Origin of the sequence: Janthinobacterium sp. GW456P (genome assembly GCF_002127655.1) — a bacterium.
Lineage (GTDB): Bacteria > Pseudomonadota > Gammaproteobacteria > Burkholderiales > Burkholderiaceae_D > Janthinobacterium.
In genome coordinates, this window is sequence record NZ_NEHB01000009.1 from 1 (window position 1) to 12,920 (window position 12,920).

The following is a 12,920-nucleotide window of genomic DNA, read 5'->3' on the forward strand; positions in this document are numbered from 1 at the left end:
TGTGCCCACGGCCTGCGCCGCCTGCGCGCGCGACGCTTCCAGTGCGGCGCCCGTGCCGGCGCTGTCATCGGCCAGGCGCGCCACGTCGTCGATCAGGGGCCGCGCCGGCTGCAGCAATTCCCACTGCGCCAGCGCCGCGCGGCGCGCTTCGGCGGCGACACGTTCGGCATCGGCGTTATCTTGCGCCTCTTGCGCGGCCGTCGCCTGGGTTTGCAGCTTGTGCGTTTCCTGGTGCCAGCGCTGCTGCAGTTCCAGCACGGCCTTGCGCAGGTCGACGGCGTGCAGGGCGCTCTCGGCCGCGCCGCACAGCGCCTCGGCATCGCTGCGCTCTTCCTGCGACAAGGGCCGCTGGTCGGCCAGTTTTTCGCCCAGGCGTTCGAGGACCTGCTTTTCCTTTTTCGCCCGCTCGAAGGCGCGCATGGAAATATCGGTATAGATGCTGCTGCCCGTCAGGGTTTCCAGCAGCTCGCCCCGTTCATTGTCTTCCGTCTTGAGGAAGGTGGAAAACTCGTTTTGCGCCAGCAGCACGGCGCGCGTAAACTGGTCGAACGACAGGCCGATGCGTTTTTCGATCTCTTCCTTGACTTCCGTCTTGGTGCCGCCGATGGGTTGCAGCGCGGGCAGCTGGTGCAAGCTCATGGCGGTCGCCTGCAGCGCCCCTTCGGCCTTGGTGCGCGAGCGGCGCACGCTCCAGCGCGCGCGGTAGTGACCGCCATCGTTGCCGACGAAGTCGACTTGCGCGTAGCCGTCCGGCGTGCCGCGGCGCAGCAAGGTGCGCGTATCCTGGGCGTTGACGGTTTCCTTGCCCACGTCGGGCAGGGCGCTGCCCCGGCCCAGCACCTTCAGCAGGCGCGGCGTGGCGTCGTACAGGGCCAGGCACAGGGCGTCGAGCAGGGTGCTCTTGCCGGCGCCCGTGGGCCCGCTGATGGCGAACAGGCCGGAAGAGGCCAGCGGTTCCTGCTGGAAGTCGACTTCAAATTCGCCGGCCAGCGAGGCCAGGTTCTTGCCGCTGATTTTCAGTATTTTCATGGTTCTTCAGGTGCGCTCACGCGCCGGGCAGCAGCAGTTCGGCCAGGGCCGAGAGCAGTTCGGGCGGCGCCTCCCTGCCGTATTTTTGCTGGTGCAAAAGGCGGAAGACATCGTCCGGCTGCAGTTGCGCCAATTGGTCGAGCGTCAGGTTCTCGGGGGCGCTGCCGCGCGCGGCGCTCGACGTTTCGATCTTCGCCAGGCGCACGGGCTTGCCGTCGAGCGCCGTTTCGATGCGCGTGCGCAGGCCAGGTTCCGGCGCATCGAGGCGCACGCGCACTTCCAGGAACGGTTGCGCCTCGGCCGGTACGTCCGGCACGTCGAGGGCGGCCAGCTGCGCCAGCACCTCGGCTATGGGCGCCGGCGTGGCGGGCACGCGCAACAGGGGCACGGCGCGCGGCACGTCGATGGCGCGGACCTCGCGCAATTGCTCGCCGTCGATATCGAGGCACAGCACCTGGTGGCGATAGTTCACTTCGGCAAACGACAGCGGTATCGGGCTGCCGCAGTAGCGGATGTGCTGCTGGCCGCCCACCGCTTGCGCCTTGTGCAAATGGCCCAGCGCCGCATACGCGACGGCGGCATCGAATATCCCCGAGGGCAGCATTTCCGTGCCGCCGATGACGATGCGGCGTTCGGAATCATTCGACATTTCGCCGCCCACCATGTGGCAATGGCCCATGGCAACGATGGCTTGTCCGGGCTGGCGGCGCGCCAGCGCCAGGTCCGTCAATTGGCGGTACAGCAGGGCGATGCCGCCCAGGTAGGCGTCCTGCGTATCGCCGGCCGGCAGTTTCGGCACGTCGCCGGGGCGCAGGAAGGGCACGGCCAGGCACCAGGCCTGTACTTGCCCGTCGCTGCCGGTGAGCGGCAGCAGCAGGCGTTCCAGGTCGATATCGCCTGCCTCGTCGCGCAGCAGATGGCCGATCACGTGCGTGCCGTGCGCGGCCAGCAGGGGGCCGGGTGCTTCCAGGCGGCCCGCCGAATCGTGGTTGCCGGCGACGACGATCAGCTGCAGCGCGGGCAGGCGCGCGCGCGCCTGCTGCAGGAAGACATACAGCTGCTTTTGCGAGGCGGCGGACGGGTTGGCATTGTCGAACACGTCGCCGGCGACGAGCAGCACGTCGGCCTGTTCAGCCACGAGCGTGTCGAGCAGCCAGTCGAGGAAGCGCTGGTGTTCGTAGCCCCGCTCGTAATTGTGCAGGGTCTGGCCCAGATGCCAGTCGGAAGTGTGCAGCAGGCGCATGGTGGGGCAAGGATAGCGAAGACAGGCGCCAATATAGCAGGAATGACGGTATGCGCCAGTGGCTATATCAAGCCGTCAACGCGCCGGCGCGATAGGTATTCCGGCCATCCTGCTTGGCCTGGTACAGCAGCACGTCGGCCCGCTGCAGCAGCACGGCAGGGGGGATGTCTTCGTCGCGGTAGAAGGCCAGGCCGATGCTGGCGGAAATGCGCACGGTGATGCCGTCGAGTTCGAACGGCTGCCGCATGGCGGCGACGATCTTTTCCGCCAGCACGGCCGCGTCGTCGGGCCGGGTGATCTGTTCCATGATGATGGTGAATTCGTCGCCGCCCAGGCGGGCGATGATGTCGGTGGCGCGCATGGTGTGCGTCAGGCGCTGCGCAAAGGCGCGCAGCAGGGCGTCGCCGGTGCCGTGGCCGTGCGTGTCGTTGACGGGCTTGAAGCGGTCGATATCCATGTACATGACGGCCATCAGGTGCTGCTGCCGGCGGCTCGCGTGCATGGCGTCGCTGAGTTTTTGCTGGAAGCCGGCGCGGTTCGACAAGCCCGTCAGCGCATCGACCTGGGCCAGTTTCAGCAGCCGCTGTTTTTCGCGCTTTTGCACGGTGATATCCTGGCGCATCACGTGAAAACCCACCACCTGCAGCTTGTCTTCGCCGATCTGCGGGATGTAGATCACTTCCATGCAGCGCTCGATGCCTTCTTTTTCATCTTCCTCTTCAAAACTCAAGGTTTCGCCGGCCAGCACTCTGTCGATATACGGCGCCACCGTGGCGTAGCGCGCCTCGCCCACCGTGTCGCGCACGCTCTTGCCCAGCGCCTGCCGGCCTGTCAGGCCGAATTCGCGTTCATAGGCGATGTTCAGGAAGCGGTAGACCTGGTCGGCGTCGATGTAGGCGATCATGGCCGGCAAGGTGTCGGCGATGGTGCGCAGGCGCGCTTCGCTTTCCAGCAGCGCCACTTCCGATTCGCGCAAGGTGGTGATGTCGTCCAGGGAGCCCACATAGCCTTCGATCCGTCCGTCGATGAGGATGGGGGCAATTTTGACGGAAACCCAGACCAGCCTGCCGTCGCGCTGCAGGCAGCGCAAGGTGGACTGGAACGGGGCATGGCTGCGCGTGAGCTGTTCCAGCGCCCCGTGCATCAGCGGATAATCGTCCGGGTGCAGGGCGCTGGTCCAGCCGGCGCCCAGGGCGGCCGCGCGCGGCAGGCCCGTGATGGCTTCGAAGGTGCGGTTGACGTAGGTGCAGCGGCGCTGGCGGTCCAGACGCACCAGGCCGAGCGGCGAGGCGTCGTTGACGGCGGCCAGCTCGGCCTGTTTCTGGCGCAGTTCCAGTTCCTGCTGGCGGCGCTGCGAGATATCCTCGGCGATGCACAGGATATGTTCGATCTGCTGGCGCTCGTCGAACACGGGCACGGAGACGGCGCGCAGGTAGCGCAGGCTGCCGTCGCGCAGGCGCAACGGCTTTTCCGTATGGTCGATGACGCCGCGCTCGGCCAGGATGGCGCGGTCGTCCTCGGCGTCGTGCAGGCCGAAATCGGGCGGAAAGGCCTGGCAATCGGTCTTGCCGATGACATCGGCGGCCAGGTGGCCCGTGATGTCCTCGGCGGCCTTGTTCCACACTTCCATCTGGCCGAAATTTTCCGGCCGCGCGCTTTTCACGTACACCAGCACCGGCAAATGGTCGATCAGCGACTGCAGGAAGCTGCGGTTGTCCTGCAGCGCCAGTTCGTCGTGCTTGCGCGCGCTGATGTCGCGCGAGGTGACGGCCACGCCGTCGGCGATCGGCACCACCTGGTGGCGCAGCCAGCGCGTGCCGCCCGAGGCCAGCGGCAGTTCGAATTCGTCTTCCAGCGGCTGGCCCGTTTCCATCACCAGCACGAAGCGCTTGAAGAAACGCTCGCCGCGCAGCAGCGGCATCCGCGGCAGCACGCGCTGGCCCAGCAGTTCGGAGCGTGGCTTGCCCAGCATGTCGGCGGCCCGTTCGTTGATGTCGGCAAAGGTGAAGTCTTCCACCGGCTTGCCCGGGGCGGGCCGCCAGGCTTTCAGCAGCAGCACGGCGTCGAGGCTGCCCTGGTGCGCGGCGCGCAGCAGCGCTTGCGTTTCCGTGGCCTGGCGGATGCTGCGGCGCAGGCGCGCGCTCTGGCGCATCAGCAGGGCAGTAAAGCCGGCAATGAGCACGCTGGCGGCGAACAGCGCGCCCAGATATGCGAGGCGGCGCTGTTCGAAGCGGGCCAGGGCCGTGGCGCGGCTTACGCCCACCACGGCCAGCAGCGGGTAGCGGGACAGTTCGTGGTAGCTGTAGATGCGCGCCATCGCATCGACGGGCGGCTCGATCAGCAATTCCTCGGACGCGTGCTCGGGCGGCCCCGGCATGCGGAAGTCGATGCGGTCGCTGAGTATCAATTGCTCGCCGATGCGCCCCACCGTCAGGCCGCTGTCGCGCGCCACCAGCATCAGCGCGCCATGCTCGTCGAGGTTCAGGCGGTCGTAGTCGTCGACAAAATACGTAGGGTCGACGTGGATGACGATGGCCCCCGCAAAGCGGCCCTGGCCATCGTTCAGACGGCGCGCCAGGCGGATGGTCCAGTGCTTGCTGCCCGCGTCGAGCACGGGCGTGTCGACCAGGGCCGTGTCGGACGCATTGGCTGCCAGCGCCTTGAAAAATGCCTGGCTGGCCAGGTTTTCCGGCAGATACGCGTTGGCGCTGTCGATCACGTCGCCCTGCGCGTCGACGAGGGCGATCGGCAGTGCCAGCTTCGATGGCAGCACGCTGTCGAGCAAGCCCTGGCGGCGCGTGAATTCATTGAGGCGCAGGCTGCCGCCGGATTCCTCGTATTTGAGCTTGAACAATTGCGTGGCGTGATCCGTCTGGCGCAAGGTGAAACTGGTATGGTCGGCCAGGGTACGGGCCAGCGACTGGCTGACGGCCACGGCGTCGCGCACGGCGCTGGCCCGCTCCTGGCCCACCTGGTAAAAGACGGCCGCCCACAGCGCCAGCAGCAGGACGAGCGCGAACAGGGGCACCAGGCTGAGACGGTACAGGCGGCGGGCAAGGCGTTGCAGGGGTCTTGTTATCGCTATCACGGGCGCTTGCAGGCTAGGGTCATGAAAAAGGGAAGGGCGGCGAGGCGCGCATCATAGCCGAAATATGCCGACCTGCGCATTGCCTGCTGCCCTAAGTAACCCCAATAAATTATTGTGATTTCTGACTTTCATAACCGGCGCTCTGCGGCGTTGCTCACTGCTAGCAGTGCTCGCACTGCGTCGCAGCGAGCGCCTTGCATAGCATCCGGTTCTGTTCGTCATAAACTCACACTAATTTCCCGAGGATTACTTAGCGTCTGTTCATCGTCTGTCGCTGGGCTTATTTTGCGTTAAATCAAGTACCTGTGGCGCCGCGCACGCTAAAAAAAGCACGCCGGGGGCGGCACGGGCTGGCGGCGTGGCAGAAAAAGTACAATTGCGCCCCCATCCTCATTAAAATGGATGCTTCTTCCTCCCATATCGAAAGTTGTCATGCAGAGTAAAAAGCCCGACGCGGCAAGGCTGGACAAGATCGTGGCCGAAGCGCGCCGCGCCGCCGACCAGCGCGAGAGCGGCTACCGCGAGCGCTCGCTGAAGATGTATCCGTGGGTCTGCGGCCGCTGCATGCGCGAATTTACGCGCGCCAACGTGCAGCAGCTGACGGTGCACCACCGCGACCATAACCACGACAACAATCCGCCCGATGGCAGCAACTGGGAATTGCTGTGCCTGTATTGCCACGACAATGAGCACTCGCGCTACCTGGAAGCGGACCGTGGCGCCGGCCTGCTGTCGGCCGAGGTGGCGCCCGCCACGCACAATCCGTTTGCCGCGCTGGCGGGCCTGATCAAGAAAAAGGACTGAGCGGGCCGCGCCGCTTCCCCATGCGCATCCTGCTGACCGAAGACGACCCGCAGCTGGGCCGCGCCACGCAGATCGGCCTGGAACAGGGCGGCTATGCCGTCGACTGGGTCACCAGCGCCGAGCACGCGCACACGGCCGTGCGCCTGCACGACTATGGCTGCATCCTGCTCGACCTGGGCTTGCCGGGGCAGGATGGCATGCAGGCGCTGGGCGTGCTGCGCGACAATGGCTACGGCGGCGCCGTGCTGGTCGTCACGGCGCGCGACCAGGTGGGCGAGCGCATCGCCGGCCTCGACGCGGGCGCCGACGATTTCATCGTCAAACCGTTCGACCTCGACGAGCTGGCCGCGCGCATCCGCAGCGCCTGCCGGCGCGCCGCGGGCCGCCTGCGCGAGCACCTCGTGCATGGCGACCTGGTGCTCGATATCGCGCACCGGCAGGTGACGCAAGGGGGATTGCCCGTGGCCTTGACGGTGAAGGAATTTTGTATCCTGCAGCTGCTGCTGGAACACGGCGGCCGCGTGCTGAGCCGGGAACAGCTGGAGAAAAACCTGTACAGCTGGGGCGGGGAAGTGGAAAGTAATGCCGTGCAAGTGCATATCCACCACCTGCGCAAGAAGCTGGGGCGGGACTTGATACGCACCGTGCATGCGGTCGGGTATTGCATCGACAAGCCCAAAGCGGCTTGACGAAGGCGGCCGGGAAGCCGCCTCCCTGATCAGAAATCGACGGTGGCCGACAGCCACAGGCGGCGGCCGTCCAGGCTGTTGACGTAGCGGTTGGCGTAGGTCAAGGCCGGGCCTGATCCCGTGCGGTAAGGCTGGTAGTCGATGAAGTCCTTGTTGAGCAGGTTGTACACGGCCGCGTTCAGCGTCACGCGCCGGTTCAGCTGGTAGCTGCTGCCCAGGTGCAGCATGGTGTAGCCCTGGTAGTCGCCCAGCGCGGCCTTGGCGGCACGCGTGGCGGCCGAGGTGCCCGGATCGCGGAAGCGCTCGCTGCGGTACTCGGCGCGCAGCCAGCCGTTCCATTCGCGCGAGATATCCCAGCTCAAACGCGCGTTGACGGCGTGCTTGGGCGTGTCGCTCAGCGGCTTGCCCGCATTGCTGCCACTCTTCTGTTCGCTTTCCGTGTACGTGTAGTTGGCGCTGGCCGACAAGGTCTTGCCCAGCGGGAAGCGCGTATTCAGCTCGACACCGCGTGTGACGGCCTCATCCACGTTGACCGACTGGCCGAACGCATCGACGTTGGGCCAGTTGCCGAAGCTGACGCAGCCGGGACGGTTGGGCGAAGGACGGTAGCTGCAATTGACGAGGCCCGTGCCCGTGGTGATCTTGTCCTTGAATGCATTGTTGAACACGGTGCCGCTGGCCGTCCAGCCGGCCAGGTTGTCGAAGTAGGCGCCGATTTCCGTCGTCGTGCTCGTTTCCGGCTTCAGGTCCGGGCTGCCGACGAGCGGGATCGTGCCCTGGCCGCCGAAACCGTTGATGCCGGGCGACAGTTGCTCCACGCGTGGCGTCTTGTAACCCTTGCTGACGCCGCCCTTGACGGTCCAGCCCGGCGTCGCGTTCCACACGGCATAGGCGCGGGGGCTGGTCTGGCCGCCGAAGATGCTGTGATCGTCATGGCGGGCGCCGACAGTCAGCGCGACGTTGTCCAGCACCTGCCATTCGTCTTCCAGGAACAGGGCTTTTTGCGTGAACTCGAATGCCTTTGGCGCCACGCCGTCCGTCATGTCCGCTTTCCACCATTGCGCGCCGACGGTGGCCATGTGTTTGCCCAATGGCATGACCAGCTTGGTGTCGAAGACCTGGCTTTCCACTTCCAGGGTGCGCGCGCTGCCGGCCACGGCGCCCGGCGTGCCCGGCGGAATCGTGCGGCCCAGGGTTTGCGTCTTGTTCACCATGTAGCTGCTGTCGAGCGTGCCGAAACCGAAGCGGCCCGTGTGCGACAGGGTCCACTGGTCGCGCTGGTATTTCTGCTCGGGGCCGTAGCCGCCTTGCACGCTCTTGGTGCCCAGCTGGCCGTTCGAATTGTCGTAGGTCTGGCGGCCCGCGTCCGCGTCGAGAGTGACGGTATGAAAACGGTTCGGCGTGAAGGCCAGGCGCGCGCCGAAGTTGTCGATGTCCGCGCGCACGGGATTGGCGCCCATGTTTGGTGTGACTTCCGCACCGGCCGCGCCGTTGTAGCGGATGTCGGCCGCGTCGCGGCGTTGCTTGCTGCCGCGCAGCGACAGGCCCAGCAGATCGGTGGCGATGGGGCCGCTCAGGTAGAAGCGGCCGCTTTTCACGTCGCCGAAGTCCGATTCCTGCTGCACCGTGTAGTCGGCCGAGATAGAACCCATCCACTGCTTGCCCACCTTGCGCGTGATGATGTTGATCACGCCGCCCATGGCGTCGGAACCGTACAGGGTCGACATGGGGCCGCGGATGATCTCGATGCGCTCGATGGCGGCCAGCGGCGGTATGAAGCTCGTCTGCGTGCCGCCGAAGCCGTTCGGCGTGACATTGCCGGCCGCATTCTGGCGCCGGCCGTCGATCAGCACCAAAGTGTAGTCGCTGGGCATGCCGCGGATGCTGATGTTCATGCCGCCCGTCTTGTCGCCCGCCGCGCCCACGTCGATGCCTTCCACGCTTTCCAGCGCCTGCGTCAGGTTGCCGAAACGCTCCTTCGACAGTTCCTCACGCGTCAGCACGGTGATCGAGGCGGGTGCCTGTTTGATATCCTGCTCGAAGCCGGAAGCGGAAACGACCACTTCCGGCATGCTGGCCGGCGCCGCGACTTGCGCTTGCGCCGGCAGGCAGGACAGCGCGGCGAGCGCCAGGGCCAGGGTGGTGGGACGCGGCAGGCGCGCGCGGCGGGTGCTGTGGGACATGCAAACTCCTGAAGGGTTGATCAGTTATTGGTCTATGTTGTTGAGATAATGGGAATCATGGAGGCAATAAGAATCATTTACAATTACACCCATGGCTACCCAAAAAATATGTCGCTCCGGATCTTGCGCAGAAGTTCTTAAGAGATTCTTAACTGCTGGCGGCGGCATGCAAACCTGGTCCTTGCGGCGCACCCTGCTGGCCGTGCTGCTGGGCCTGACCCTGGCCCTGTGGGTGGGCAGCGCCGCCATCGTGTACGTGGAAGCGCGCCGCGAAAGCCAGGAATTGTTCGACCAGTCGCTGACCGAGACGGGCCATCTGCTGCTGTCGCTGGTGGCAAAGGAGGCGCGCGAACACGGCTTGACGGAGCCCGTCGACCTGCCCCTGCGCGGCCAGCCGAATCCCCACCAGTATTTGCTGTTCAAGGTGCGCGACGCGCAGCAGCGCGTGCTGTACCGCAATGACGCGGCAACCGATATCGCCCTGTCGCGCAGCGCGCCGGACGGCCTGTCGTGGACCACGATCGCGGGCCAGCGCTGGCGTCTGTTTTCGCTGTGGGATCCGCAGCGCACCTTGCAGTTGCTGGTGGCCGAGCCGACCAGTCACCGCGACGACATCAGCCGCGGCTTCTTTTACCGCATCGCGCTGTTCGGCCTGCTGCTGGTGGTGCTGGCCACCGTCGCCATCTGGTGGAGCATCCACCGCGTGTTTCGCGTGCTGCAGGCGTCGGCCGAAGAAGTGTCGGCGCGCACGCCCGATGAACTGGCCGACGTCAGGCTCGCTGGCGCGCCCACCGAGCTGCATCCGCTGCTGCTGGCAATTAACCGTTTGTTCGGCAGGGTGCGGCATAGCCGCGACAATGAACAGCGTTTCACGGCCGATGCGGCGCATGAGCTGCGCACGCCGCTGGCCGCCATCAAGACGAATCTGCAAGTGCTGCAGCGGGCCCGCAGCGCGGACGAGCGCGCGGAATTCATCGCCGCCCTGGGCGCCAGCGTGGAGCGCGCCACGCGCCTCGTCAACCAGTTGCTGGCGCTGGCCCGGCTCGATCCGCAGGTCCAGGAAACGGCGCTGGCGCCGGGCGACCTGGCGCACCTGCTGGAGGAACACGGTATGCAATGGCGGGAATGGAGCGACCAGTATCAGCTCTCGCTGGCCGTGAACGTGGCGCCGGCGCCGTGCGCGTTCGATGCGGACAGCCTGCAGATGCTGCTGCGTAACCTGGTCGACAATGCGCTGCGCCACACGCCGGCGCCGGGCGCCGTCGAGATCAGCTGCGGCGTGGAAGGCGGGCGCAGCTATGTGCGCGTGGCCGATACGGGACCGGGCATCGCGGAAGACATGCATGAGCGCGCGTTCGAACGTTTTGTGCGTCTGGGCGGCGCGCAGCTGCCCGGCAGCGGGCTGGGCCTGTCCATCGTGCGCCGCATCGCCGAGCGGCATGGCGCGGCCATCGTCCTGGGCGCCGGCTTGCAGGGCAGGGGGCTGGCGGTGACGCTTGTGTTTCCCGCCGCATAGCGTGGCTGCCGGTTGCGCGATCCGATAGCGATAAAACGCACAAGGCGCATCCGGAATGCGGTATCTTTCTGTTATGCACAGACCAGACAAGCACCCGCCGCCCGACCTCCCCCCGCTCTCGCTGGCCGCCGCGCGCGCCCTGCACCTGGCCGCCCAGGGTTTGCTGCAGGCGCGGCGCAAGAAAGCCGTGAAGGCCGACGTGCTCGATGTCATCCGCCAGATGGGCGTGCTGCAGATCGACACCATCCACGTCGTGGCGCGCAGCCCCTACCTGGTGCTCTGGAGCCGGCTGGGCGACTATCCGCAGCCGTGGCTGGAACAGTTGCTGGCCGAGGGCGCGCTGTTCGAGTACTGGGCGCATGAAGCCTGCTTCGTGCCCATCGAAGACTATGGCTTGTACCGCCACCGCATGCTCGACCCTGCCGCCATGGGCTGGAAGTATTCGGTCAAATGGATGGCCGAACAGGGCGAAGCCGTCGCGTCGGTGCTCGACCACATCCGCGCCAACGGCGCCGCGCGCTCGGCGGACTTCGAGCGCACGGATGGCCAGGCGGGCGGCTGGTGGAGCTGGAAGCCGGAAAAGCGCTCGCTCGAAGTGCTGTTTACATCTGGCGTGCTGATGATCGCCAAGCGCCATCAGTTCCAGCGCTATTACGACCTGGCCGAACGGGTGCTGCCTGGCTGGCACGACGGCTTGCTGCCGCCCGAGGATCAGGTGCGCCGCCGTTTGCTGCTGGCCAGCGTGAAGGCGCTGGGCCTGGCGCGGACCGGCTGGATCAGCGACTATTTCCGCACCAAACAGTCACGCGCCAGCCTGGCGCACGATCTGCAGGCGCTGGTCGACGAGGGCGCGCTGCTGCGCTGCACGGTGGACGGCTGGAGCGATCCCGTTTACGTGCATGCGGACCACGGTGAGCTGGCGCGCGCGGCCGCCGCCGGCAAGCTGGCGCCCACCCTGACGACGATTCTATCCCCGTTCGACCCCGTCGTCTGGGACCGGCGCCGCGCGCTGGAACTGTTCGGCTTTGATTACCGGCTCGAATGCTACACGCCCGCTGAAAAACGCCGCTATGGCTACTTCACGTTACCGATTTTGCGCCGCGGCGCGCTGGTGGGGCGGCTGGACGCCAAGGCGCACCGCGCGCAGGGGCGCTTCGAGATCAAATCGCTGGCGCTGGAAGACGGCGTGCGCCTCAGCCCCCGCCTGGTGCAGGACGTGGCCGGCGCCGTGCGGCGCCTGGCGCTCTGGCATGCCTGCCCGGATATCGATATTGCGCAGGCGCGGCCCGTGCTGTTCGGCCAGCAGCTGGCCGAGGCCCTGCACGACGGCGGCGCCGCCGCAAGGCAGGCCGCATGATGCTGCCGCCGGCGCCGCCATCCCTGCTCGCCGCCGATGGCCAGCCATGCTTCGGCCGCTACACGGGCCAGCTGGACGCCTTCGACTGGGCCGCGCTGGCGCCGCCGCATGCGCGCGGCGCCCTCTGGCGCCTGTTCCACCACAAGCGCTGGCATTACGTGGCCCTGTCGACCCCGGCCGTCTTTTGCGGCGTGGCCATCGTCGACCTGGGCTGGACCAGCACGGCCTTCGCCTATGCCTTCGACCGCCACAAGGGCAAGATCGTGGCGAGCTTTTCGCAGGATGGCCTTCCCGGCCTGTGCGCCACGGTGGCGCCGCATGCTGCCGCCTCCAGCCGTTTCCGCTTCCTCTCGCAAGTGATCTCCATCGAGGCGCAGCCGCAGCAGCGTTACCGATTGCGGCTCGAGTGCGGCCATTTCGGCATCGATGCGGAATTCGGCCCGCCCGTGGCGCCCACCTTGCTGGCCGTGGGACCCGTGGGCGAGGGCGGCAGCGCGCATGCGACGCAAAAATCGGGCGGCCTGCCCTTGTGGGGCAGCGTGCGCTGCGGCGCCGTCGGCTACAGCCTGGACGACGGCGTGGCCAGCGTCGATTATTCGAACGGCTTGCTGGCGCGCGAGACGGAATGGCGCTGGGCCTCGGCGCACAGCCTGGACCTCGGTTTCAACCTGCAGGCCGGCTATTTCGGCGCGCATGAAAACGCGCTGTGGCTCGATGGCCAGCTGCATGCGCTGGGCCGCGCGCATTTCGATTTCAATCCCGACAACCCGCTGGCGCCGTGGCACGTATGGACGGACGACGATCTGCTCGACCTGCATTTCAAACCCGAGGGTGCGCGGCGCGAGGACAAGAACCTATGGCTCGCCGCCAGCCGCTACATCCAGCCCATCGGCACGTTCAGCGGCTGGGTGCGTACCAGCGCGGAGTCTCCCAAGCGCATCGTGGCGCAGCTGGCGGGGGTGACGGAAAGCCACCGCTCGCGCTGGTGAGCATGCTTTTTCGCGAAACACA

9 protein-coding genes are annotated in these 12,920 nt (G+C 66.6%); 5 read left to right on the forward strand and 4 right to left on the reverse strand.

The genetic code is table 11. From position 1 onward, the window contains the following. The 3 genes from CBW66_RS10105 to CBW66_RS10115 form a co-directional block, all read right to left on the reverse strand. On the reverse strand, nt 1-1,029 hold a 1,029-nt coding region (locus CBW66_RS10105; protein ID WP_172402966.1), incomplete at its 3' end, for an AAA family ATPase. A gap of 16 nt (nt 1,030-1,045) precedes the next feature. Further along, on the reverse strand, nt 1,046-2,272 hold the full coding sequence (locus CBW66_RS10110) for an exonuclease SbcCD subunit D C-terminal domain-containing protein (protein ID WP_086138269.1): 1,227 nt from the start codon (nt 2,270-2,272) through the stop codon (nt 1,046-1,048). 67 nt (nt 2,273-2,339) lie between these two features. Further along, nucleotides 2,340-5,360, reverse strand: a complete 3,021-nt coding sequence (locus CBW66_RS10115; RefSeq protein ID WP_230492201.1) for a PAS domain-containing protein — start codon at nt 5,358-5,360, stop codon at nt 2,340-2,342. Between the two features lie 432 nt (nt 5,361-5,792). Between CBW66_RS10115 and CBW66_RS10120 the strand changes: the two genes are divergently transcribed. Next, nucleotides 5,793-6,164 carry a YajD family HNH nuclease gene (locus CBW66_RS10120; RefSeq protein ID WP_034755042.1) on the forward strand — a complete coding sequence of 124 codons (372 nt, stop codon included), beginning with the start codon at nt 5,793-5,795 and terminating at the stop codon, nt 6,162-6,164. Nucleotides 6,165-6,184: 20 nt separating this feature from the next. Further along, nucleotides 6,185-6,853, forward strand: coding sequence for a response regulator (locus CBW66_RS10125; protein ID WP_086138271.1), 669 nt, complete (start codon nt 6,185-6,187; stop codon nt 6,851-6,853). Between the two features lie 29 nt (nt 6,854-6,882). Here CBW66_RS10125 and CBW66_RS10130 read toward each other — a convergent pair whose 3' ends face one another. Further along, complete coding sequence (locus CBW66_RS10130; RefSeq protein ID WP_086138272.1) at nt 6,883-9,036, reverse strand: TonB-dependent receptor; 2,154 nt, start codon at nt 9,034-9,036, stop codon at nt 6,883-6,885. Nucleotides 9,037-9,202: 166 nt separating this feature from the next. On the opposite strand from CBW66_RS10130, the gene CBW66_RS10135 reads away from it, so the two are divergent. From CBW66_RS10135 to CBW66_RS10145, 3 genes are all read left to right on the forward strand, one after another. Then, nucleotides 9,203-10,552: an ATP-binding protein gene (locus CBW66_RS10135; RefSeq protein WP_086138273.1), complete on the forward strand. Its 1,350-nt coding sequence runs from the start codon at nt 9,203-9,205 to the stop codon at nt 10,550-10,552. Nucleotides 10,553-10,625: 73 nt separating this feature from the next. After that, a complete protein-coding gene (locus CBW66_RS10140) occupies nt 10,626-11,909 on the forward strand; it encodes a winged helix-turn-helix domain-containing protein (RefSeq protein WP_086138274.1) in 1,284 nt (427 codons plus the stop codon). Beyond that, nucleotides 11,906-12,898, forward strand: coding sequence for a DUF2804 domain-containing protein (locus CBW66_RS10145; protein WP_086138275.1), 993 nt, complete (start codon nt 11,906-11,908; stop codon nt 12,896-12,898). The genes CBW66_RS10140 and CBW66_RS10145 overlap by 4 nt, the downstream gene beginning before the upstream one ends. Nucleotides 12,899-12,920 lie beyond the last annotated feature (22 nt).